Origin of the sequence: Streptomyces sp. NPDC059787 (assembly GCF_042732315.1) — a bacterium.
Classification (GTDB): domain Bacteria; phylum Actinomycetota; class Actinomycetes; order Streptomycetales; family Streptomycetaceae; genus Streptomyces; species Streptomyces atrovirens.
Genome location: NZ_JBHWHX010000001.1, coordinates 377776 through 400365 on the forward strand (window position 1 = coordinate 377776; position 22590 = coordinate 400365).

A 22590-nucleotide genomic window follows, 5' to 3' on the forward strand; every position below is an offset into this window, starting at 1 on the left:
CGTCGGGGGTGAGGTCCTACGACGGGTCGAGGCCGTGGCTGCGGAACCAGGCGAGCGGGTCGATCGCCGAGCCCCCGCCGGGGCGGACCTCGAAGTGCAGGTGCGGACCGGTCGAGTTGCCGGAGTCCCCGGAGAAGGCGATCGGGTCGCCGGCCTTCACGGTCGTACCGGAGGCGACCTGGTAGCTGGAGAGGTGGCAGTACCACGTCTCCGTGCCGTCCTTCGCCGTCACGATCATCATGTTGCCGTAGGCGGAGTTGAGCTGCGTGCGCACCGTGCCGTCGGTGGCGGCCATCACCGTCGCGCCGTACAGGACGGGGAAGTCGATGCCGGTGTGGACGGACATCCAGTTGATGCCGGACTGGCCGTAGTAGGCGCTGAGTCCGTGCTGCGCGACCGGGAGCGCGAACTTCGGCCGCAGCCGCTCCTTGCGGGCCGCCTCCTCGGCGGCCGCCCTGCGCTCGGCCGCCTGCTGCGCCTTGAGGTCGATGCGCTCCTGGGTGCGGCTGGCCCGGTCGGCGAAGTCGTCGGCGCCGGCGGCGAGGCTCTCCAGCTGGGTGTCCAGCTTGATGTTGGCGGCGGACGGTTTCACCGGCTGGGCGTCCGCCGCGGTCGTCGCCGTCTCCTGGCCGCCGTCGTCGGTCAGGTTGCCGACCGAGGCCGCGGCGATACCGGCGACGCCCATCACGCACGCCGAGGGCACGGCCACCGTCAGCAGCGCGGAGCGCTTGGCGGGCGTACGGCGGCGGGAACGCGACCCGGCGCGCGAGGCCGCGCGCGGCGACGGGGCGGGGACGGTCTCCTCCTGCCCTTCGAGCAGGTGCACCGCGGGCAGCTCACCGGTGTCGGCCGGCTCCTGGGCGGTGGGCTCCTCGTAGGGCTCCTGGTCGAAGGACTCCGCCTGCGGCTCGTAGGCGTCGGACGCGGGCGCCGGGGCGGCGGTGTCGCCGCCGTCGGAGTTCCACTGCGTGGCGTCGTAGACACCGCTGTCGAAAGTCTGTGTGCCCCAGTCCCACTGCTGGGTCCGGTCGGCGGGGTTCCCGGCCTGATCGGGCTGGAGCCACTCACCGGAGTCCCACTGACCGCTGGTCTCCGGCGAGGCGGCCTGCGGCGGGATCGCCGTCAGCGGGTGATGGCCAGTGGTCCAGGAGGTCGTGTCGTAGCCGCCGGTGTCGTACGAGGACACGTGCTGGGCCGCGTACATGTCGTAGTGGCCGGTGTCCTGGCCGTCCGTGGGCCAGTGTCCGGTGGTGTCGTACGCGCCCGTGTCCTGACCGCCGCCCGGGAGGTCACCGAAGAGGGGATCCGTGGCGAAGCCCCCGGTGGTGTGGCCGCCCGTGCCGAAGTGGGTGGCGGCATAACCGGTGGCGTCGTAGCCGCCGTACGTGGTGAAGTCGCCGTACTGGGCTTCCTGGGTGCCGTACGACGCATAGGGCGCCGAAGCGGCATCGGAAGCCGGAGCCGGGTCCATGGTCCCCGACGGGTGACGGTCGTTCACCAACTTCTCTTTCGCCTCGACAACAGGGGCTGCCAGAGCAGTGCGGCGACTGTACCCGGCGGTATGCGGGCACGACAATCTTCCGCAGGTTTCGCGCGCGCAGGAAACGGGCAATCGGTTGTCTTTTGGCGGACGACGGGCGCGGTCTTGGCTTTTTGTTCGAGGTTTGTTCGAGGCGATGGGTGGTCGACGGCGATAAGTGGGCCGTCTTGGACCGTTGTTGTTCGGATCGCTGTCGAGGGGGGCGCGCGGTTCCGGTTGTCCCGTGGCGCCGGTGCCGGGCGTGTCGCGCTCGGGCGGCGGTCGGGTCGCGGTCACGTCTTCCGGGCGGCCGGTCGTCAAGCCACGGTCAGGCCTTCCGGGCGGCCGGTGGACGGCTCTCCGGGGTGCGCCGTGTCCAGGGCCTGTCGTATGCGGGTCGCCACGGCCGGGTGCACGGGCAGGGCGAGATGGCCCACGCCGCTCACCCGTACGTTCACCGACGTCAGGTCGGGGTGCTCGACGCACGCCGACTCCAGCGGGTCCATGATGTGGTCGAGGTCGCTCCAGAAGGCGACGAAGCGCGTACGGCAGCCCGGCGCGGGCTGGGTGAGCTCCTCGAGCACCGGTGAGCCGGGGCGCATCTGGCGCACGATGGGGTGCGCGTTGGCCAGCGGTGCGACGCGTGTGCCGGAGTGCGGGGTGCCGAGCGTGACGAGCGTCCGCACGCGGGTGTCACCGCCCAGCCGCTGCACGTAGTACCGCGCGATGAGCCCACCGAGGCTGTGCCCGACCACATCGACCCGGCGGCTGCCCGTGCGTTCGCACACCTGCTCTATGTGTCGGCCGAGCAGTTCGGCCGCGATACGGATGTCGCAGGTCAACGGAGAGTAGTTGAGCGACTCGATCTGCTGCCTGCCGTGCTGGGCGAGGCTGCGGCGCAGCAGGACGAAGACCGACCGGTTGTCGATGAAGCCGTGCAGCAGCACCACCGGGGGCTTGGCCTCCGCCGGCAGCTGCGCGGCGCCGTCCGGGGAGGGCAGAGCGGGGCGCGCGCCCCGGCGCTCCTGGACGATGCCGGCGGGATAGAGCAGGAGGTGGCCCGCCAGGATCGCCAGCTCCAGGGCGGTCGCCTTCAGCAGGGTCAGGGAGAGATCCGCCAGCCGGGTCGGCAGAAGACGCCGGCAGAGCGGCAGGAAGGGAAGAGCTGCCTCGGTGACCTTCATGGCCGACCTCCTGTCGGCACGCGGGAGGACAGCCCTGTCCCCCGTGTGCCCTCATGGGAAATCGCTGCGAGAGCGGTCGACGGTGCGCGCGTGCGATGCGTGGAGGGGGCGCGGTGGTGCGGCGGCCTCGGTGCGAATCCCTTGTGCGCATGTTCCCACCGCTGCCCGAGTGGTGCACGGGCGTGCGGTGCGCGGGGCCCGGAGCCCGGGAACGCTGCGCGGTGAACGTGTCCCTCCGTGTGATTTGCCCCTCGCTGTGCACCGTGAAACTGCCGGTTGCGGGATGCTGGAGATAACGTTCGTTCACTTCCCCGGCCGGTTCGGGACGGGGCGCCCGGACGATGTGTACGGCATGACGGATGTGTGCGGTACTTGTCGGCAGGGATGGATGTAGTCGCTTCATGGAGGCAGTGATGGGTGTGGCAGCCGGTCCGATCCGCGTGGTGGTGGCCAAGCCGGGGCTCGACGGCCACGATCGCGGGGCCAAGGTGATCGCGAGGGCGCTGCGCGATGCCGGTATGGAGGTGATCTACACCGGGCTTCACCAGACTCCCGAGCAGATCGTCGACACCGCGATCCAGGAGGACGCCGACGCGATCGGTCTGTCCATCCTCTCCGGGGCGCACAACACGCTTTTCGCAGCGGTGATCGAACTGCTGGCACAGCGGGACGCGGCGGACATTCTGGTCTTCGGGGGCGGGATCATTCCCGAGGCGGACATCGCTCCGCTGAAGGAGAAGGGTGTCGCGGAGATCTTCACTCCGGGGGCGACCACGGCGTCGATCGTGGACTGGGTGCGGGCGAACGTGCGGCAGCCTGCGGAGGCGTAGGGCGGCTTTGTGGCGCCTCGCGTGCCGCGCTCGGGCCGGGGCCCCGGCCCCGGTGCCCCGGAGTCGGTGCGGGGCGGGGGTGGGTCGCGCTGCCCGGCGCTTGCGGGGTGCCTCCCCCAGTGCCTGAACGGCCTGGGAGGTGCCCCCATCGCCCACCCTCCCCCACTTTCGGCTCCGCTCGAGCGGGGGGACCCCCATCGCCCTGGGGGTACCTCCCAGGCCCTTTCGGGCTCTGGGGGAGGCACGACTGCCCGCGGGAACGGCGGCACGACTGCCCGCGGTGGACGCGGCGCAGCTGCCCGCGGAGGTGCGACCGGGGGTGGTCACGAGGTGGGCGGGGTCAGTTCTGTGAGGATGGTCGCGCGTAGGTGCAGGGTGGTGACCAGGCGTTGGAAGGCTTCCGACCAGTAGCCGCCGGCTCCGGGTGACGCGTTCTCCGGCTCGTCCGGTATCGCCAGGAGCGCGTCGAGGCGGCCGGCCTCGGACGGGTCGAGGCAGCGTTCGGCCAGGCCCATGACTCCGCTGAAACTCCATGGATAACTCCCTGCGTCACGCGCGATGTCGAGCGCGTCGACCACCGCCCGTCCGACCGGCGCCGCCCAGGGCACGGCACACACCCCGAGCAGCTGGAACGCCTCGGACAGACCATGCGTCTCGATGAATCCGGCCACCCACTCGGCCCGTTCGGCGGCGTCCAGCGTGCCGAGCAGCTTGGCGCGTTCGGCCAGGGACACCGCCCCCGGACCGCCCGCCTCCGGCGCGGAGGGCTCCCCGAGCAGCGCCCGGGACCACGCCGCGTCGCGCTGCCGTACCGCCGCCCGGCACCAGGCCGCGTGCAGTTCGCTCTGCCAGTCGTCCGCCACCGGCAGCGCCACGATCTCCCGCGGCGTACGCCCGCCGAGTCGCCGCGACCAGCTTCCCAGGGGTGCCGCCTCCACCAACTGGCCGAGCCACCAGGACCGTTCGCCCCGGCCCGCCGGGGCCCTGGCCATCACACCGTCGCGTTCCATGCCCGCGTCGCATTCGTGCGGCGCCTCGACGGCGATCGTCGGTGTGTCCCGCGTGTGGTCGACGGCCACACACGCCCCGGCCCGGACCGCCATGCGTTCCGCCAGCGCGGAGCCGGGCAGCGCCGACAGCAGCTCCGCCGCCGTCGCCCGTACGTTGCGGCTGCGGTCGGCCAGGGCCTGCTCCAGGAAGGGCTCGTCGTCCGGGCCGAGCCCGGTGCGCAGCGAGTCCAGGAACATCAGGCGGTCCTCCGCCCGCTCCGTCGCCCAGCTCGCCGAGAGGAGTTCCCGCGCGGTGGCCGGCTTGCGGGAGCGGAGGGCGGTGAGGAGGGCGACCCGTTCGGCGAAGAGGCCCTCCTGCCAGAGCCGCCGTATGCCCTCCGTGTCGTGGAGACGGGGCACGGACGTGCCCCCGCCCGGTGCGGAGCGCAGGGCGAACCGCCAGTCCGGGTTGAACCGGGCCAGCCACCGGGCGCGCGGCCCCGCGAACCGCAGCGCCGCCGGACGCAGGTCGGTCCGTCCTCGCGCGGCGTCGAGCAGGGCGGGCAGCGCGGCCGGGGGCGCCGCGAAACCGCGGGCGTTCGCCGCCGCCAGCCACTGGGGCAGCAGCTCCATGAGGTCCGGAGCCGCGCCCCGGCGGCCACCGCCCGCGGTGCCGGGACGGTCGGCGAGCAGCATGGCGAGCCGGCGCGCGGCGGCGGACGGCAGCGGAGGGCGCGGGTCCTCGGGGGCCGGCCGCGGACGCTCCGCGGCCCGCCCGGGCCGCAGCCCGGCACGTCGCCGTACGGTCGCCACGGCCGCCGCGTCCAGCAGGGCCGACGGCGCGTCCGGCCCGGGCGCGGAGCCCGCCGGTGTACGCCGGTCCGTGCCCAGCAGGGCCGTGGTCACCAGCTCCTCCCAGGAATCCGGGAGAGGCGCGTCCACGGCGGTGGTCGTCCTGCTCATGAGCTTCCTTTCCGACGGGCGTCCCGGCACGGTCGAAGACTCACACGCGCCGAGTGTCCAGTGATGTCCGAAAGATTCCTGGGGCGGACGGGAACGGGGGTGAGCGCGCCGCTCAGCACAGCGGCACCGCCGCACCGGGCCCCTCCGGCCATACCGCCAACGGAGTGAATCCCTGGTGGCCGCACTCGCCGAAGACCCTGACCGGGGCGCCGCCCGACAGGGCGACCAGACGCCACAGACCGGGGCGGGACCGCGCGGCCGGCGTGAGCGGCAGGGCCGCGTCCTCGTCGGCGTCGGCCAGCTGCCAGCCGTCACCGTCCGGAGCCGGTATCACCCGGTCCAGCGTCACCGGGACCGAGTCCAGCCAGGGGTCGTCGCGCAGCGCCTCGCCGTAGCGGGCCGCCGCCCGGGCCGTCGTCGTCCCCGGTGGCCGTACGTCCGTCGGCGCGGGCGGCGCGAACCGCTCACCCAGGGCCGCCCGTGGCTGCCCCGCGCCCGGGTACGCGGACAGCTCCGCGTCGAGGGCCAGCCCGACCGGCAGCGCGAGCTCCGGGGCGCGGCCCGCCGCACCGTAGGAGAGGAGCAGTGCCGTGCGCCCCGAGCCCGTGCCGTACAGCCAGACGCGGCGGGTCGTCAGACGGCTGTCCGCCGTGTCGTACTGGGCGAGGACCAGCCAGTGGTCCCGTACCGCCGGACCGTCCGCCGGCGCGGGCAGGCCGATACGGGAGCGGACCGTCGCGGCCAGGCCCTCCGGCAGCCGCTCCCGGCGCAGCCAGCCCCGGCCGAGGAGGTGGAGCAGCGCGCACTCCTCCAGCAGCCGCACCGGCCGGCCCGGCCCGGTGCCGGCGAGCGCCCCCAGCTCCCGCACCCGGGCGGCCAGCCCCGGCGCCTGGGCGTCGACCATGCGGGCCGCGGTCTCCTCCCACAGCCCGTCCCCCGACTGCTCGGCCGCCGCCAGGCCGCCGCGGAGCAGATCCGCCAGGCGCTGCTCCAGCTCCACCGCGCCCGCCGTCACCCGCTCGGCCCGGCGCTCCGCCCTGCGCCGCGCCGCCTCCGGACCGGCGGAACCCGAGGAGCCCGAGGTCCGCTTCTCTTCCGTGCGCGTGCGCCGGCCCGCCATCCACTGCTCGGCCCACTCCGGAGCCTCCCCCCGCGGGACCGCCCCGTCCCCGCCCGACCAGAGCAGCAGCAGACCGAGCGCGTGCTTGCACGGGAACTCACGGCTCGGGCAACTGCAGTGGTACGCGGGCCCGGAGGCGTCCGCGATGTCGACGACCGTCCGGTACGGAGTGCTCCCACTGCCCTCGCACAGCCCCCACACCGTCCCCTCTCCCGAACTGCCGGTCCCGGACCACGGACCGGCCGCGCCGAGTCTGCTCCCCGCCCTGCGCGACGCGGGGTCAGGCGCCAGTGCCAGCACCTGGTCCGCGGTCCAGCGCACCCCCTGCTGAGTCATGCCACCGAAACTAGATCCCGGCACTGACAATCGCCCCGGCGAGCGCATTCGCGCAGGTCAGAGCGATTGTCAGTGGCGTGGTGCACGGTTGGTGACAGATCCGAACCGGCCGAGCTGGAGGGGGACTCCGCCATGACTGTGTCCGTTGGACCGACGCCCGTCGACCCGACGCGGAACGGCTCCGCGCCCGCGAACGCCGCGACCGCGGCCGCGTCGCCCGCGCAGACGCTGCGACCGCACGCCGAGGACGCCTTCGCCGCCGAACTCGCCGCGCTGACGGCACAGGACGACCGTCCCCGCCCCGCCCGCTGGCGGCTGTCGCCCTGGGCCGTCGCCACCTACCTGCTCGGCGGCACACTGCCGGACGGCACGGTCGTCACGCCGAAGTACATCGGCCCGCGCCGCATCGTCGAGGTCGCGGTGAGCACCCTCGCCACCGACCGCGCCCTGCTCCTGCTCGGCGTGCCCGGCACCGCGAAGACCTGGGTCTCCGAACACCTGGCCGCCGCGGTCAGCGGCGACTCCACCCTGCTCGTGCAGGGCACGGCCGGCACCCCGGAGGAGGCCATCCGCTACGGCTGGAACTACGCCCGGCTGCTCGCCCACGGCCCCAGCCGCGACGCCCTCGTGCCCAGCCCGGTGATGCGGGCCATGGCGGAGGGCATGACGGCCCGCGTCGAGGAGCTGACCCGCATCCCGGCCGACGTCCAGGACACGCTGATCACCCTCCTGTCGGAGAAGACGCTGCCGATACCGGAGCTGGGCCAGGAGGTGCAGGCCGTCCGCGGCTTCAACCTGATCGCCACGGCCAACGACCGCGACCGCGGGGTCAACGACCTGTCCAGCGCCCTGCGCCGCCGCTTCAACACCGTGGTGCTGCCGCTGCCGGAGACCCCGGAGGCGGAGGTCGACATCGTCTCGCGCCGGGTCGACCAGATCGGCCGCTCCCTCGACCTGCCGGCCGTGCCCGACGGCATCGACGAGATCCGCCGGGTCGTCACCGTCTTCCGCGAGCTGCGCGACGGGGTCACCACCGACGGCCGTACGAAGCTCAAGTCGCCCAGCGGCACGCTGTCGACCGCCGAGGCGATCTCCGTCGTCACGGGCGGGCTGGCGCTCGCCGCCCACTTCGGCGACGGCGTGCTGCGGGCCGGGGACGTCGCCGCGGGCATCCTCGGCGCGGTCGTCCGCGACCCGGCGGCGGACCGCGTCGTCTGGCAGGAGTACCTGGAGACCGTGGTCCGCGAGCGCGACGGCTGGAAGGACTTCTACCGGGCCTGCCGGGAGGTCAGTGGATGAAGGACGACAGGAGGGCGGACACCGTGGGGCCGCTCCTGCTCGGCGTGCGGCACCACGGGCCGGGGTCCGCACGGGCGGTCCGGGCGGTCCTGGAGGAGGCCCGGCCGGACGCCGTGCTGATCGAGGGCCCGCCGGAGGCGGACGCGCTGGTCCCGCTCGCCGCCGAGGAGGACATGCGACCGCCCGTCGCGCTGCTCGCCCACGCGGTGGACGAACCCGGCCGCTCGGCCTTCTGGCCGCTGGCCGAGTTCTCCCCGGAGTGGGTCGCGCTCCGCTGGGCGGTGGAGCACAAGGTCCCGGCCCGTTTCATCGACCTGCCGGCCACGCACACCCTGGCCTGGGAGGACGACGAGGACCCCGAGCCCGGCGCGGGCGACGACGTGCGGGTCGACCCCCTGGGGACGCTCGCCGAAGCCGCCGGGTACGACGACGCGGAGCGGTGGTGGGAGGACGTCGTCGAGCACCGGGGCGTGGGCGAGGGGGACGCGATGGCGTCGTTCACCGCGCTCGAGGAGGCCATGACCGCGCTGCGGGAGGAGTACGGAAACGGGGGACACCGGCGGGACCTCGTGCGCGAGGCGCACATGCGGCTGCGGATCCGGGCGGCGCGGCGGGAGTTCGAGGACGGCGTGGCCGTGGTCTGCGGGGCCTGGCACGTGCCGGCGCTGCGGCGGAAGGCCACCGTCGCCGCCGACCGCGCCCTGCTGAAAGGGCTGCCCAGGGTGAAGACGGACATGACCTGGGTGCCCTGGACCCACCGCAGACTCTCCCGGACGAGCGGCTACGGCGCGGGCATCGACTCCCCGGGCTGGTACGGGCACCTGTTCGGCGCTCCGGACCGGCCGGTCGAGCGGTGGCTGACCAAGGTGGCCGGGCTGCTGCGGGCCGAGGACCGGACCGTCTCCTCCGCGCACGTCATCGAGGCCGTACGGCTGGCGGAGACCCTCGCCGTGCTGCGCGGTCGTCCGCTGCCCGGCCTGAGCGAGACGACCGACGCCGTACGGGCGGTGATGTGCGAGGGCTCCGACGTGCCGCTGGCACTGGTGCACGACCGGCTGGTCGTCGGCGACGCGCTCGGGGAGGTGCCGACGACGGCACCCGCCGTGCCGTTGCAGCGGGACCTCGCGCGGATCCAGCGCCGGCTGCGGCTGAGCCCCGAGGCCGGGGAGCGGGAGCTGGAGCTCGACCTGCGCAAGGAGACCGACGCGGAGCGCGGCAGACTGCTGCACCGGCTGCGGTTGCTCGGCATCGGCTGGGGAGAGCCGGCCGCCGCACGTGGCGGCACGGGGACCTTCCGGGAGACCTGGCGGCTGCGCTGGGAGCCCGAGCTGTCCGTGCGGGTCGCCGAGGCCGGGGTCTGGGGGACGACCGTGCTCGCCGCCGCGACCGCCAAGGCGGAGGCGGACGCCGTCGGCGCGCGGGGCCTCGCCGAGGTCACCGGGCTCGCCGAGCACTGCCTGCTGGCCGCACTGCCCGAGGCGCTGCCCACGGTGATGCGGATCCTCACCGACCGCGCGGCCCTCGACACGGACGTCGGCCATCTCGCCCAGGCGCTGCCCGCCCTGGTCCGCTCGCTGCGCTACGGCGACGTACGCGGCACCGACACCGCGGTGCTGGCCGAGGTCGCCGCCGGTCTCGCCGAGCGGGTCTTCGTCGGACTGCCCCCGGCCTGCGCGGCGCTGGACGCGGACGCCGCCGACGGGATGCGGCGCCATGTCGACGCGGTGCACGGCGCGATGGGTCTCCTCGGCGACGCCCCCGCACCGGGCCACGGGAAGCTGCGCGCCCGCTGGCAGTCGGTGCTGCGGACCCTGTCCGCACGGGACACCGTGCCCGGCGTCATACGGGGGCGGTCCGTGCGGCTGCTGCTGGACGACGGGGAGCTGGCGCAGGACGAGGCGGCGCGGCTCATGGGGCTCGTGCTGTCGCCGGGCACCCCGCCGGCGGACGCGGCCGCGTGGATCGAGGGCTTCGTCGGCGGCGGCTCGGGCGGCGGACTGCTCCTGGTCCACGACGAGCGGCTGCTCGGGCTGGTCGACACCTGGCTGACGGACGTACCGGCGGAGGCGTTCACGGACGTACTGCCGCTGCTGCGGCGGACGTTCTCGGCGTACGAGCCGGGGGTGCGGCGCACCCTCGGTGAACTGGTCCGGCGCGGACCGGGGACACGCGGGAGCGCGGCGACCGCGCTGTCCGGCACCCCCGGCTTCGCCCCCGACCCCGACACCGCCCGCGCGGACGCCGTGCTGCCGGTCCTGCGGCTGCTGCTCGGGCCGGACGGGGACGACGGGGGAGCGCGCGACGAACCGGCGGAGGTGACGGCATGACGGACACACAGGGCGAGGCGGCCACGACGACGGACCCGGCGCGGGAGCGGCTGCGGCGCTGGCGGCTCGTGCTCGGCGGGGACCCGGCCGACGGCACCGGACACGCCCTGTCCGGGCAGGACGCCGCGATGGACGGAGCGCTCGCCGCGCTCTACGGCAAGGGGGACAGACCGCAGGCGGGCCGGGACCGTTCGGCGGGGCTCGGAGCGTCGGCACCGTCGGTGGCCCGCTGGCTCGGGGACATCCGGACCTACTTCCCCTCCTCCGTCGTCCAGGTCATGCAGCGCGACGCCATCGACCGGCTCGGCCTCGCCACGCTCCTGCTGGAACCGGAGATGCTGGAGGCCGTCGAGGCCGACGTCCACCTCGTCGGCACGCTGCTGTCACTCGACAAGGCGATGCCGGAGACGACGAAGGAGACGGCACGAGCGGTCGTGCGCAAGGTCGTCGAGGACCTGGAGAAGCGGCTCGCCACCCGCACCCGGGCCACCCTCACGGGCGCCCTCGACCGCAGCGCCCGCGTCAGCCGGCCACGCCACCACGACATCGACTGGAACCGCACGATCGCCGCCAACCTCAAGCACTACCTCCCGGAGCACCGGACGGTCGTGCCCGAGCGGCTCGTCGGCTACGGGCGTGCCGCGCGGTCGGTGAAGAAGGAGATCGTCCTCTGCGTCGACCAGTCCGGGTCGATGGCGGCGTCCGTCGTGTACGCGTCGGTGTTCGGGGCGGTGCTCGCCTCCATGCGGTCGGTCGACACCCGGCTCGTCGTGTTCGACACGGCGGTCGTCGACCTCACCGACCAGCTCGACGACCCCGTCGACGTGCTCTTCGGCACGCGGCTCGGCGGCGGTACGGACATCAACCGGGCGCTGGCGTACTGCCAGTCGCGGATCACCCGGCCGGCGGAGACGGTGGTCGTGCTGATCAGCGACCTCTACGAAGGGGGCATACGCGACGAGATGCTCAAGCGGGTGGCGGCGATGAAGGCGTCGGGGGTGCGGTTCGTGACGCTGCTCGCGCTGTCCGACGAGGGGGCGCCCGCGTACGACAGGGAGCACGCGGCGGCGCTCGCCGAGCTGGGCGCACCGGCGTTCGCCTGTACACCCGATCTGTTCCCGGAGGTGATGGCGGCGGCGATCGAGAAGCGGCCGTTGCCGATACCGGACGCGGGATGAGGAGCGGACTCGGGCCGGTGAAAACGGACATGAGTACCCATCGGTAACGGAGGGCTTGCGCAACCTCGGGAGTCGCGTGCGAGGATCGGCGCTGTTCGATTACAGGGACCCGTGAAGTGCCTTCATCCGTCCCGCCGTCCGGGAGGACCCGCCCCCCTTGACCTGGTCAGCAGCCGTGCCCGGTGCCGCTCTGCGCGCGATGCGCGCGGCGGCCGGGTGGCGTGCGGTCCGGTTGGCACTGCTGGTGGGCGCGGTGTTCGCGCTCGGCGTGCTGTGCGGGGAACGGGCACGGGCGGCGGACGGCGGGCCGGTCGAGGTGACCTCCTCCGCCGTCGGGTCCGTCACCATCGGATCCGTGGTGCCGACCGGCTCGGGCACCGCGCCCGACCCGGACTCGAACGGTCGTCCCGCGTCGGTCGTCGAGGCCCTCACCGTGCCGCGCGCGGACGTGACCGACCCGATCCGTCCGCTGACCGAGACCGTGGTCCGGTCCGTGGACGAGCGGGTCGTACGGCCGGCCGGGGAACTGGTCGGCACGGTGACCGACCGGCTGGACGAGGTGACACCGGGGCAGCTCCCCGCCCTGCCCACGCTCCCCGCCCTGCCGACCTTGCCCGCCCTGCCCACGCTCCCCGCCCTGCCGACCTTGCCCGCGCTCCCGGGCCTGGAGCAGCCCGCGCCGCTGCCGGAGCTCCCGCACCTGCCCGACGCACCGGAACAGCCGCTCCCCGGGCCCAGCACACCCGACCCGCAGCCGGACGCCTCGACACCGCCGCCCGACGCGCCGGGGCGGGACGCCCCGGACGAGCCGAAGGGGTCGGGCGGACCGTCCGGGGCCCCGGGGCGGCCGGCCGCGGGCCCCGTCACCCACGGCCCGGAGCCGGCCCGTGCCGTCGGCGCGACGCACGACGACCACGGACACCGGCCCACGCGGAACGCCGTACAGGACGCCGTGCGGGCCGAGGGCACCGCCCCGGCCCCCGCACCGCACGCTCCCGGTGCTCCCGCCGGTCAGCCGGACGGCACGACGGGCAGCCGCTCGGCCGTGGACCACGGCGCACCGCGGCACGGTGACGCCTGCGCCGTCACCGCACATCACCGGCCGCCGCTCCGGCTCGTACCCGGCGCCGCCGAGCGCGCCGAGGCGACCGGTACGCGGGACCCGTACCGGGACGTTCCGGTCTCACCCGCTTAGGGCCGCCCCCTCCTCGCCACGGACACGTGCGCGCGAGGGCAGCGCGTCGGCCTGCCCGTCCGGCACCCTCCGTGTTCCACCCGTACCCGACTCACGGGTGCCAAAGGCTCCGCGGGGCATCAGGACCCGGACAGCCGAAAGCCGTCGGACTGTCCGGTCGGAACCTCGTGGAGGGGCGGCCGGCCCCCATTGGGGTGGGGGCCGGCCACCCCGCATCCCGGAGAACAGGGCGTTCACCGCCCCTCCGGGCTGTTCGAAAGGGCCTCACCGGGCCAACCCCAGCCCGGTGAGGCCCCTCACGCCCGGCACGCCGTGCCAGAGATGGAGGCATCATGTGACAGGTATCACCGCTCACGTGTGACCCGCGATTTAGAGAGGTCCCCCAAGCGGCGATAACCTGCGAGACGGACATGCCGCGCGCTCGGACACCGTGTGCGCCTCCCTTGTGACACAGCGGACGTCACGTTGCCCTTCGCGGCACGCCCACGCATCCAACGAACCGCGAGATCACTGATAGGGACGGAAGCGCGTGGACCTGTTCGAGTACCAGGCGAGGGACCTCTTCGCCAAGCACGATGTACCGGTGCTGGCCGGTGAAGTCATCGACACGCCTGAGGCGGCCCGCGCAGCCACCGAGCGTCTCGGTGGCAAGTCCGTCGTCAAGGCCCAGGTGAAGGTCGGCGGCCGAGGCAAGGCCGGCGGCGTCAAGCTCGCCGCCACCTCCGACGAGGCGGTCGAGCACGCGACCAACATCCTCGGCATGGACATCAAGGGCCACACGGTCCACAAGGTGATGATCGCCGAGACGGCCCCGGAGATCCTGGAGGAGTACTACGTCTCCTTCCTCCTCGACCGTGCCAACCGCACCTTCCTCTCCATCGCCTCCGTCGAGGGCGGCATGGAGATCGAGGAGGTGGCGGCCACCCGCCCCGAGGCCGTCGCCAAGACGCCGATCGACGCCAACGAGGGTGTGACCCCCGCCAAGGCCCGCGAGATCGTCGAGGCCGCGAACTTCCCGGCCGAGGTCGCCGACAAGGTCGCCGACGTCCTGGTCACCCTGTGGAAGACCTTCGTCGCCGAGGACGCGCTCCTCGTCGAGGTCAACCCGCTGGCCAAGGTCGCCTCCGGTGACGTCATCGCCCTGGACGGCAAGGTCTCCCTGGACGAGAACGCCGAGTTCCGCCAGCCGGAGCACGAGGCCCTCCAGGACAAGGCCTCGGCCAACCCGCTCGAGGCGGCCGCCAAGGAGAAGAACCTCAACTACGTCAAGCTCGACGGTGAGGTCGGCATCATCGGCAACGGCGCGGGTCTCGTCATGAGCACCCTGGACGTCGTCGCCTACGCCGGTGAGGCGCACGGCGGCGTCAAGCCCGCCAACTTCCTCGACATCGGTGGTGGCGCCTCCGCCGCCGTCATGGCGAACGGCCTGGAGATCATCCTCGGCGACCCGGACGTCAAGTCCGTCTTCGTCAACGTCTTCGGCGGCATCACCGCGTGCGACGAGGTCGCCAACGGCATCGTGCAGGCGCTGCAGCTGCTCGCGGACAAGGGCGAGGAAGTCACCAAGCCCCTCGTCGTCCGCCTCGACGGCAACAACGCCGAGCTGGGTCGCAAGATCCTCTCCGACGCCAACCACCCGCTGGTGCAGCGCGTGGACACCATGGACGGCGCGGCCGACAAGGCCGCCGAGCTCGCGGCTGCGAAGTAAGGGAAGAGGGACTAAGACAGCCATGGCTATCTTCCTCAACAAGGACAGCAAGGTCATCGTCCAGGGCATGACCGGTGCCACGGGCATGAAGCACACCAAGCTCATGCTGGCCGACGGCACGAACATCGTCGGTGGCGTGAACCCCCGCAAGGCGGGCACGTCCGTCGACATCGACGGCAACGAGATCCCGGTCTTCGGCACGGTCGCCGAGGCGATGGAGAAGACGGGCGCCAACGTGTCCGTCCTCTTCGTCCCGCCGGCCTTCGCCAAGGCCGCCGTGGTCGAGGCCATCGACGCCGAGATCCCGCTCGCGGTCGTCATCACCGAGGGCATCGCGGTGCACGACTCCGCCGCCTTCTACGCGTACGCCGTGGAGAAGGGCAACAAGACCCGGATCATCGGCCCGAACTGCCCGGGTCTGATCACCCCCGGTCAGTCGAACGCCGGCATCATCCCGGGCGACATCACCAAGCCGGGCCGTATCGGCCTGGTCTCGAAGTCCGGCACGCTGACGTACCAGATGATGTACGAGCTGCGTGACATCGGCTTCTCCTCCGCCGTGGGCATCGGCGGCGACCCGGTCATCGGCACCACGCACATCGACGCGCTCGCCGCGTTCGAGGCCGACCCCGACACCGACCTGATCGTGATGATCGGTGAGATCGGCGGCGACGCCGAGGAGCGGGCCGCGGCCTACATCGCGGAGAACGTGAAGAAGCCGGTCGTCGGCTACGTCGCGGGCTTCACCGCGCCCGAGGGCAAGACCATGGGCCACGCCGGCGCCATCGTCTCCGGCTCCTCCGGCACGGCCGCCGCGAAGAAGGAGGCCCTCGAGGCCGCCGGCGTCAAGGTCGGCAAGACCCCGACCGAGACGGCGAAGCTGGCGCGCGCGATCCTCGCCGGCTGAGCGGGCGGCGCAGAGCCACGCCGAGCGACACCGTACGGGTGGGCCCGTTCCCCGCAGTGGGGGACGGGCCCACCGTCGTCTCCGGCCCAGGTCAACGCGTCTGCGGCGCCAGCCGTTCCGGTCCCCCCGGCAGCTCCTCCCGCAGCCGGTCGCGCAGCTCCCGCTCGTCCTCCGAGAGGGGTCCGGGCGCCACCCGCGGCGGAACGCCCCGCACCGTCTCGCCCGGCGGCACCGGTGGCTCGTAGCCGGTCGGGGCCGTACACAGGGTGAGCGCCGTGGTGCCGATCAGTGCGACCGTGAACGTGACGGCGGCCCGGGTCCAGAACCGGGCCCGGCGCTCGCTGCCGCCGCGCACCACCGGCGGCTCGGCCGCCCGCAGCCGCCCGGTGGAGGCCAGCTCGGCCAGCCGCCGGTGCAGCTCGCCCGGGTCCGACAGTTCCGGGAGCCGGGCGGCGACGGTCTCGCGCGCGTGCGTCAGCCGGCCGGCCGTCGCCCGGGTGCTGGCCTCCGTCTCCGCCGCCGTCTCGGGCAGACCGAGGCCGAGGCCGTCGTACAGCAGGAGCGTGCGGCGGTACGGCGGCGGCAGGCGCAGCAGCACCTCCAGGAGCGCCCGGTCGTCCTCGTCGGGGGGCGGCGGTTCGGGCTGCCGGTGGCGGCGGCGGTACCGGTGCCACGGGGAGAGCGCCCACTCGTACGCCGCCGCGCGCACCCAGCCGGCCGGGTCCGGGTCCCGGGCCACCTCGGGCCAGCGGTCCCAGGCGAGCTGGAAGGCCCGCTCCACGGACTCGCGGGCGAGTGCGCGGTGGCCGGTGAGCAGATAGGCCTGCCGGACGAGGGCGGGGGCACAGAAGGAGTACAGGGCGTCGAAGGCCTGAGCGGGCGTCAGCCGCCCCTCGCGGGAGGCCGACGACGGCGGGGGCGCCTGCGCGAACGCGGAGGGTTCCGGCGCGACCGCGCCGCGAAGGCCGTCACCGGCCGGTTCCTCCAAGCACACCGTCACCGCCGCCGCGGCCTCCTCCCGCCGAACGGGGACGGACTCCCGGGCCCCGCCGTCGGCGGTCCCTTCCGCCAGGCCGGCCAGCAGCTTCGCGTACGCCTCCCGGTTCCGGCCGCGCGGTGTGCTGCGGCCGGACTCCCACGCACGCACCGTCCCGGGCCGGACGCCCACACGTTCCGCGAGCTGACGTCGCGTCAGTGAGGCCGCCGCGCGCAGGTGCCGGCGTTCGTCGGGTGAGGGGAGCGGGGTGGCGGGGCTCCGTGTCACTGGGCGCCCCTCCGTCCGGAAAAGTACATAAACGTATATTGAGCGACACAGCCGTGCTTCGCCCGTTACACCGGGAAAGCGCGTGTCGTTGGGAGCATGGCGGACGTGAACCAGATGACCGCTCGCCGTACGACGCCGGCCGCCCTGCTCACCCGCGTGCGCGACCGCTCGCCGGGGCTCGCCTCCGGCCTCCTCGGCGGCGCCCTCGCGGCCGTACTGGGGCTCGCGGCGTTCGCCGTCCTCGTGATCCTGCTGTGGATCAGCTCGCCCTACCCCGACAGCGGGCCCGGCGGCGCCCTGCACGTCGCGGCGGCGCTGTGGCTGCTCGCCCATGGCGCCGAACTGGTCCGCGCCGACACCCTCTCCGGCGTTCCCGCACCCGTGGGCGTCCCACCGCTGCTGCTGCTCGCGCTGCCGGTGTGGCTGCTGCACCGGGCGGCCCGCGACGCGGCGGAGGGCGGCGCGGGCGGCGCCGGGGAGACCCCGCTGGTCCCCGGCCGTACGGCGTGGGCGGGCGTCCTCCTCGGCTACCTCGCCGTCGGCGCGCCCGCCGCGCTCTACTGCGCGGGCGGCGGGCTGCGGCCGGCGTGGGAGGGGACCGCCGTGTGCGTGCCGCTGGTCGCCGGACTGGCCGCGGGCGCGGGGGTGTGGACGGCGTACGGCCGTCCGAGCGGACCGCTGGAGCGGGTGCTGGGCGCGGTGCTGCCGAGGGGCGCACGCCATCTGGTCCTCGGACCGGACGGCCGTCCCGGAGTCGTGGCGCGGGCGGCGGCGGCCGGGGCGGCGGTGCTGGCCGGCGGCGGGACGCTGCTGCTCGCGGTGTCGCTGGGATGGCACGGCGGGGAGACCCGGCAGGCGTTCCTGCGGCTGACGGAGGGCTGGTCGGGATGGCTGGCGGTGCTGTTGCTCTGCGTCACGCTGGCGCCGAACGCCGTGGTGTGGGCGGCGGCGTACGCCCTCGGCCCCGGCTTCCTCCTCGGGACCGGTGCCCGAGTGACCCCGCTGTTCTCCCCGCCCGCCCCGTCGCTGCCGCCGTTCCCGCTGCTCGCGGCGGTGCCGGACGCGGGAGCGGGGACCGCGCCGAACTGGGCGGCGGCGGCGCTGCCGGTGACGGCCGGACTGGTGGCGGGGTGGTTCGTGGGCCGGGGCGCCGCGCGGAGCGGACCGGCGCCCGCCCCGGCCTGGACCCGTGGCCGGACCGCCGGGGCGGCGGGACTGACGGCCGTGCTGTGCGCGGCCCTGCTGTCCGTGCTCGCCGCGCTCGCGGGCGGGCCGCTGGGAGTGGCCGCGCTCTCCCGGTTCGGCCCGGTGTGGTGGCAGGTGGGAGCCGCGACACTGGCATGGCTCACGCTGGTGGCGGTCCCCACGGCCCTGACGGTACGAGCCTGGCGCCGCCGCCCACCCGGAGGCGAGGCGGGGAACCGGCTGCCGGTGCCGGGATCGCCACGGAACCGCCGGGGCGTGGGGATCCGGCTTCCGGGAGTGAGGTCGTCACGGAACCGCCGGGCTCCGGAAGACCGGCTCCCGAGTCCCGGATCGTCACGGAACCGCCGGGGCCTGGGGAGCCGGCTTCCGGGAGTGGGGTCGTCACGGAACCGCCGGGCTCCGGAAGACCGGCTCCCGAGTCCCGGATCGTCACGGAACCGCCGGGGCCCGGGGAGCCGGCTTCTTGGGATCGGATCACCACGGAATCCCCGGATCCCGGGGAACCGGCTGCCGATGCCCGGTGCGCCACGGAACCACCGCACCCCGGAGGCGGCGAAGCCGGCGCCGCCCGTACGAGGCAGGCCGGTCCCGCCCCTCCCGCACGACGACCCCGACGAGCCGTACCTGCTCCACCGCACCCGGGAGCCCGCGCCCGACCTGTGGGACTGGGACATGCCGTTCGGCGTGCGGGACGCGATCACCGCCCCGGGCGAGGAGGGCCCCACGCCCGGCGCACGGGAGTGAGAACGGGTGTCAGCCGCCGTCCCCCAGGAGGTCGCGCAGCTGCTCCGGGAGGAGATCGCCGCAGGACTGGCGGGCCTCCTGGGTGAGGGCGTCGTCGGTGCAGGTGTAGTAGTCGCTGTAGACCAGCTGGGCCGTGAAGGACGCGGCGACCAGGGCGAGCGCCAGCGACCCCGTGACCAGTCCGCTCACCGCGGCCGTGGTCTGCGGGCGGCCCTTCGGCTCGGGCGCCGGGGCGTCCGGGTCCTGCGCACGGGGCTTGCCGCGCAGGGCGCTGATGCCCCAGTACAGGGCGAGCGCGCCCAGCAGCAGCGCGACGTACGGCCAGCTGAACAGGCCGAAGAAGAAGGCCCACATGCCGGACAGCAGGGCGAGGCGCGCCCGGCGCTGGGCCGGGTCCGTGGGATCCCAGCGCATGCCGGGCCCCTGGGGACCGCCGCCCTGCCCCTCGGGGCCGCGCGGGCGCTCACCGAAACCGCCGGGGGAGCGGCCGGGCTGCCGGTCGCTCCAGTTCCGGCCCCAGGAGGGGCGGTCGCCGCCCTCCCCGCCGGACGGGTGCCTCGGCTGCCAGGGCCGGTCGGGAGTCCCCTCCGGCGGCGGCGCGAACGGGTTGCTGTCCTGGGGCTCCCGGGCGCCTTCGTCACCACGGCGCCCGTCGTCGCCGCCCTCGCCGCGGGGCGCGTCGGGCGGCGAGGCGGGGCGCTCCCGCAGCAGCACGGCACCCCGCTCCCCTCCCTGGGCGGACTGCTGGGGAAACGTGAGAAGTCGCAGGCTGCGGTCCGGCATCAAGTGAGCGTCTTCCCCTTAATGAAGCACGGCGTGGTCCGGCGAGGCCGCCTCGCACGACGTATTCGACTACGACTGGGCTGGTGAACCGGCGCGTTCCCGTCGGCTCTCCGCTGCCCGGGTCCGTCATCCTGTGAACGCCCGGTGCACGGTTCGCGTTCCCACGCGCCCCGACGTTCCAGGACCGGCTCTTCCCAGACGCTACCTTCCGGCCACGCCCCCGTCCCGTGGGGGCCGCCCGGTGTGCCGGTATCGTTGCTGACGGTCGGCCGCTTCGTAGGCTTCCCCGTATCCGGGGACGCGAAGCATTCGTAGGAATGTACAAAGCGCTGTGCCGCCGACCGTACAGACGCTCCCCGAGAAAGGGCCCCACCGTGGCCGCCAAGCCCGTGGCCGAGCGCGCCAGGCGTCTCGTCGTGCTGGTCTCCGGATCCGGCACCAACCTCCAGGCGCTCCTCGACGAGATCGCCGCCACCGGCGCCGAGGCGTACGGGGCGGAGATCGTGGCCGTCGGCGCCGACCGCGAGGGCATCGAGGGGCTGGCCCGCGCCGAGCGCGCCGGGCTGCCGACCTTCGTGTGCAAGGTCAAGGACCACCCGACCCGCGAGGAGTGGGACGCGGCGCTCGCCGAGGCCGTCGCCGCCCACGAACCCGACCTCGTGGTGTCCGCCGGGTTCATGAAGATCGTGGGGAAGGAGTTCCTCGCGCGTTTCGGCGGGCGGTTCGTCAACACCCACCCCGCCCTGCTGCCCAGTTTCCCCGGAGCCCACGGCGTACGGGACGCACTCGCGTACGGCGCCAAGGTCACCGGCTGCACCGTCCACTTCGTCGACGACGGCGTCGACACCGGGCCGATCATCGCGCAGGGCGTGGTGGAGGTCCGGGACGAGGACGACGAGAGCGCTCTGCACGAGCGCATCAAGGACGTCGAGCGAAGGCTGCTCGTCGAGGTCGTGGGGCTCCTCGCCCGCAACGGCTACCGCATTGAGGGACGAAAGGTAGTTATCCAGTGACCGCCGAGAGCAACAAGCGGGCCATCCGACGGGCGCTCGTCTCCGTCTACGACAAGACCGGCCTCGAGGACCTCGCGCGCGGCCTGCACGAGGCCGGCGTGGAGCTCGTCTCCACCGGGTCCACCGCCGCGAGGATCGCCGCCGCGGGCGTCCCCGTCACCAAGGTCGAGGAGCTCACCGGCTTCCCCGAGTGCCTGGACGGCCGCGTCAAGACCCTGCACCCGAAGGTCCACGCCGGCATCCTCGCCGACCTGCGCCTGGAGGACCACCAGCGGCAGCTCGCCGAGCTGGGCGTGGAGCCGTTCGACCTCGTCGTCGTGAACCTCTACCCGTTCCGCGAGACCGTCGCCTCGGGCGCGACGCCCGACGAGTGCGTGGAGCAGATCGACATCGGCGGCCCGTCTATGGTGCGCGCCGCCGCCAAGAACCACCCCTCGGTCGCCGTCGTGACCAGCCCCGCCCGCTACGGCGACGTCCTCGCCGCGGTCCAGGACGGCGGCTTCGACCTCACCACCCGCAAGCGGCTCGCCGCGGAGGCCTTCCAGCACACGGCCGCGTACGACGTCGCCGTCGCGAGCTGGTTCGCCTCCGAGTACGCCCCGGTCGACGACTCGCAGTTCCCCGACTTCCTCGGCGCCACCTGGGAGCGCAAGAACACCCTGCGCTACGGCGAGAACCCGCACCAGCCCGCGGCCCTCTACGTCTCGACTGTGTCCAATAGCGGCTCCGCCGCGGGGGGCGGCCTCGCCGAGGCCGAGCAGCTGCACGGCAAGGAGATGTCGTACAACAACTACACGGACACGGACGCCGCCCTCCGTGCCGCGTACGACCACGACGGGCCGGCCGTCGCGATCATCAAGCACGCCAACCCGTGCGGCATCGCGACCGGCGCGGACGTCGCCGAGGCGCACCGCAAGGCGCACGCCTGCGACCCGCTGTCCGCGTTCGGCGGTGTGATCGCGGTCAACCGCCCGGTGTCCAGGGAGATGGCCGAGCAGGTCGCGGAGATCTTCACCGAGGTCATCGTCGCGCCGGACTACGAGGAGGGCGCCCTCGACGCCCTCACCAAGAAGAAGAACATCCGGGTGCTGCGCGCCCCCGAGGCCCCGTCCGCCCCGGTCGAGGTCAAGCCGATCGACGGCGGCGCCCTGCTCCAGGTCACCGACCGCCTCCAGGCCGAGGGCGACGACCCGGCCACCTGGACGCTGGCCACCGGCGAGGCACTCTCCGAGGCGGAGCTGGCCGATCTCGCCTTCGCCTGGAAGGCCTGCCGCGCGGTGAAGTCCAACGCGATCCTGCTCGCCAAGGACGGCGCCTCCGTCGGCGTCGGCATGGGCCAGGTCAACCGCGTCGACTCCGCGAAGCTGGCGGTGGAGCGGGCGGGCGCCGAGCGCGCGGCCGGTTCCTACGCCGCCTCGGACGCGTTCTTCCCGTTCCCCGACGGCCTGGAGATCCTCACCGAGGCCGGCGTGAAGGCCGTGGTCCAGCCCGGCGGCTCGGTCCGCGACGAACTGGTCGTCGAGGCCGCGAAGAAGGCGGGCGTGACGATGTACTTCACGGGCACGCGCCACTTCTTCCACTGACGGCTGTCGTCCGCCCGGCCGCTCACACGGGCGGCCGGGCGGAGGTGTCCTGCTTGTCCACCTCGTACTGGCCGGTCTCCAGGAAGTACCGCAGTTCCTCCGGCGTACCGTCGATGACCTCTTCCGCGGCCGCGCGGAGGGCGGCGCTGATGTCCGGATCGGCCAGCATCCGCGCGACGGCCACGCGGTCGTCCTCGGCCTGCGCGAGCCGGTAGCCGGTCTCCAGCCAGGTGCGGAGCTTTTCGGGGGTGGGCGCGTCGAGGAGTTCGTAGATCTCCTGCTTGACGCGCTTTCCGGCGTAGGGCTTGCCGAGGATGGTGAAGACGGCGACCTTGTCGTCCTCGTACTGCGCGAGCCGGTAGCCGGTCTCCAGCCAGGTGCGGAGCTTTTCGGGGGTGGGCGCGTCGAGGAGTTCGTAGATCTCCTGCTTGACGCGCTTTCA

The 22590-nt window shown here is 74.0% G+C and carries 16 protein-coding genes and 1 pseudogene; 10 read left to right on the forward strand and 7 right to left on the reverse strand.

Translation table 11 applies throughout. The annotated features are described in order from the left end of the window. Positions 1-16 precede the first annotated feature (16 nt). Both ACFV5H_RS01865 and ACFV5H_RS01870 read right to left on the reverse strand, forming a co-directional pair. On the reverse strand, positions 17-1471 hold the full coding sequence (locus ACFV5H_RS01865) for a peptidoglycan DD-metalloendopeptidase family protein (RefSeq protein WP_385048288.1): 1455 nt from the start codon (positions 1469-1471) through the stop codon (positions 17-19). Between the two features lie 365 nt (positions 1472-1836). Further along, complete coding sequence (locus tag ACFV5H_RS01870; protein ID WP_385048123.1) at positions 1837-2703, reverse strand: esterase/lipase family protein; 867 nt, start codon at positions 2701-2703, stop codon at positions 1837-1839. 413 nt (positions 2704-3116) lie between these two features. On the opposite strand from ACFV5H_RS01870, the gene ACFV5H_RS01875 reads away from it, so the two are divergent. Continuing rightward, the gene (locus ACFV5H_RS01875) at positions 3117-3533 is read left to right on the forward strand and encodes a cobalamin B12-binding domain-containing protein (RefSeq protein ID WP_030871236.1); all 417 of its coding nucleotides are present in this window, start codon (positions 3117-3119) and stop codon (positions 3531-3533) included. A gap of 323 nt (positions 3534-3856) precedes the next feature. Here the strand turns inward: ACFV5H_RS01875 and ACFV5H_RS01880 are convergent, their stop codons facing one another. Together ACFV5H_RS01880 and ACFV5H_RS01885 are read right to left on the reverse strand one after the other, a co-directional pair. After that, positions 3857-5485 carry a DUF5691 domain-containing protein gene (locus ACFV5H_RS01880; RefSeq protein ID WP_385048120.1) on the reverse strand — a complete coding sequence of 543 codons (1629 nt, stop codon included), beginning with the start codon at positions 5483-5485 and terminating at the stop codon, positions 3857-3859. Between the two features lie 112 nt (positions 5486-5597). Next, a complete protein-coding gene (locus ACFV5H_RS01885; RefSeq protein ID WP_385192226.1) occupies positions 5598-6941 on the reverse strand; it encodes an SWIM zinc finger family protein in 1344 nt (447 codons plus the stop codon). A 132-nt stretch (positions 6942-7073) separates the two neighbouring features. Here ACFV5H_RS01885 and ACFV5H_RS01890 point away from each other — a divergent pair, with 132 nt between their 5' ends. The 6 genes from ACFV5H_RS01890 (at position 7074) to sucD (ending at position 15555) form a co-directional block, all read left to right on the forward strand. Next, entirely contained in the window at positions 7074-8240 is a 1167-nt protein-coding gene (locus ACFV5H_RS01890) for an AAA family ATPase (RefSeq protein ID WP_385048114.1), read from the forward strand. Further along, positions 8237-10567: a DUF5682 family protein gene (locus ACFV5H_RS01895; protein WP_385192229.1), complete on the forward strand. Its 2331-nt coding sequence runs from the start codon at positions 8237-8239 to the stop codon at positions 10565-10567. Before ACFV5H_RS01890 ends, ACFV5H_RS01895 begins: the two co-directional genes overlap by 4 nt. Then, positions 10564-11745, forward strand: coding sequence for a vWA domain-containing protein (locus ACFV5H_RS01900; RefSeq protein WP_385048108.1), 1182 nt, complete (start codon positions 10564-10566; stop codon positions 11743-11745). The genes ACFV5H_RS01895 and ACFV5H_RS01900 overlap by 4 nt, the downstream gene beginning before the upstream one ends. Positions 11746-11902: 157 nt before the next feature. Next, positions 11903-12940 (forward strand): hypothetical protein, encoded by a 1038-nt coding sequence (locus ACFV5H_RS01905; protein WP_385192231.1) that lies wholly within the window; start codon positions 11903-11905, stop codon positions 12938-12940. 529 nt (positions 12941-13469) lie between these two features. Next, the gene (gene sucC / locus ACFV5H_RS01910) at positions 13470-14648 is read left to right on the forward strand and encodes an ADP-forming succinate--CoA ligase subunit beta (RefSeq protein WP_385048102.1); all 1179 of its coding nucleotides are present in this window, start codon (positions 13470-13472) and stop codon (positions 14646-14648) included. Between the two features lie 22 nt (positions 14649-14670). Next, positions 14671-15555 (forward strand): succinate--CoA ligase subunit alpha, encoded by an 885-nt coding sequence (gene sucD, locus ACFV5H_RS01915; RefSeq protein WP_385048099.1) that lies wholly within the window; start codon positions 14671-14673, stop codon positions 15553-15555. Between the two features lie 91 nt (positions 15556-15646). Here the strand turns inward: sucD and ACFV5H_RS01920 are convergent, their stop codons facing one another. Further along, positions 15647-16819 carry a helix-turn-helix domain-containing protein gene (locus ACFV5H_RS01920; RefSeq protein WP_385048096.1) on the reverse strand — a complete coding sequence of 391 codons (1173 nt, stop codon included), beginning with the start codon at positions 16817-16819 and terminating at the stop codon, positions 15647-15649. A 96-nt stretch (positions 16820-16915) separates the two neighbouring features. Here ACFV5H_RS01920 and ACFV5H_RS01925 point away from each other — a divergent pair, with 96 nt between their 5' ends. Beyond that, positions 16916-18769 (forward strand): DUF6350 family protein, encoded by a 1854-nt coding sequence (locus ACFV5H_RS01925; RefSeq protein WP_385048093.1) that lies wholly within the window; start codon positions 16916-16918, stop codon positions 18767-18769. Positions 18770-18778: 9 nt separating this feature from the next. Here ACFV5H_RS01925 and ACFV5H_RS01930 read toward each other — a convergent pair whose 3' ends face one another. After that, complete coding sequence (locus ACFV5H_RS01930) at positions 18779-19552, reverse strand: hypothetical protein (protein ID WP_385192234.1); 774 nt, start codon at positions 19550-19552, stop codon at positions 18779-18781. 374 nt (positions 19553-19926) lie between these two features. Between ACFV5H_RS01930 and purN the strand changes: the two genes are divergently transcribed. Beyond that, positions 19927-20565, forward strand: a complete 639-nt coding sequence (gene purN / locus ACFV5H_RS01935) for a phosphoribosylglycinamide formyltransferase (RefSeq protein WP_384706668.1) — start codon at positions 19927-19929, stop codon at positions 20563-20565. Beyond that, positions 20562-22148 carry a bifunctional phosphoribosylaminoimidazolecarboxamide formyltransferase/IMP cyclohydrolase gene (purH, locus tag ACFV5H_RS01940; RefSeq protein ID WP_385048087.1) on the forward strand — a complete coding sequence of 529 codons (1587 nt, stop codon included), beginning with the start codon at positions 20562-20564 and terminating at the stop codon, positions 22146-22148. The genes purN and purH overlap by 4 nt, the downstream gene beginning before the upstream one ends. 22 nt (positions 22149-22170) lie before the next feature. Here purH and ACFV5H_RS01945 read toward each other — a convergent pair. Beyond that, positions 22171-22560: pseudogene (locus ACFV5H_RS01945) on the reverse strand (ALF repeat-containing protein); the annotation flags it as partial. Positions 22561-22590 lie beyond the last annotated feature (30 nt).

Bases quoted from the DNA above. Each gene is read 5' to 3' on its own strand.
- ACFV5H_RS01900 (WP_385048108.1), top strand. From the start codon at position 10,564: ATGACGGACACACAGGGCGAGGCGGCCACGACGACGGACCCGGCGCGG.
- ACFV5H_RS01870 (WP_385048123.1), bottom strand. From the start codon at position 2,703: ATGAAGGTCACCGAGGCAGCTCTTCCCTTCCTGCCGCTCTGCCGGCGT.
- ACFV5H_RS01885 (WP_385192226.1), bottom strand. From the start codon at position 6,941: ATGACTCAGCAGGGGGTGCGCTGGACCGCGGACCAGGTGCTGGCACTG.
- ACFV5H_RS01865 (WP_385048288.1), bottom strand. From the start codon at position 1,471: ATGGACCCGGCTCCGGCTTCCGATGCCGCTTCGGCGCCCTATGCGTCG.
- ACFV5H_RS01925 (WP_385048093.1), top strand. From the start codon at position 16,916: ATGGCGGACGTGAACCAGATGACCGCTCGCCGTACGACGCCGGCCGCC.
- ACFV5H_RS01930 (WP_385192234.1), bottom strand. From the start codon at position 19,552: ATGCCGGACCGCAGCCTGCGACTTCTCACGTTTCCCCAGCAGTCCGCC.
- ACFV5H_RS01895 (WP_385192229.1), top strand. From the start codon at position 8,237: ATGAAGGACGACAGGAGGGCGGACACCGTGGGGCCGCTCCTGCTCGGC.
- ACFV5H_RS01875 (WP_030871236.1), top strand. From the start codon at position 3,117: ATGGGTGTGGCAGCCGGTCCGATCCGCGTGGTGGTGGCCAAGCCGGGG.
- sucD (WP_385048099.1), top strand. From the start codon at position 14,671: ATGGCTATCTTCCTCAACAAGGACAGCAAGGTCATCGTCCAGGGCATG.
- ACFV5H_RS01880 (WP_385048120.1), bottom strand. From the start codon at position 5,485: ATGAGCAGGACGACCACCGCCGTGGACGCGCCTCTCCCGGATTCCTGG.
- ACFV5H_RS01890 (WP_385048114.1), top strand. From the start codon at position 7,074: ATGACTGTGTCCGTTGGACCGACGCCCGTCGACCCGACGCGGAACGGC.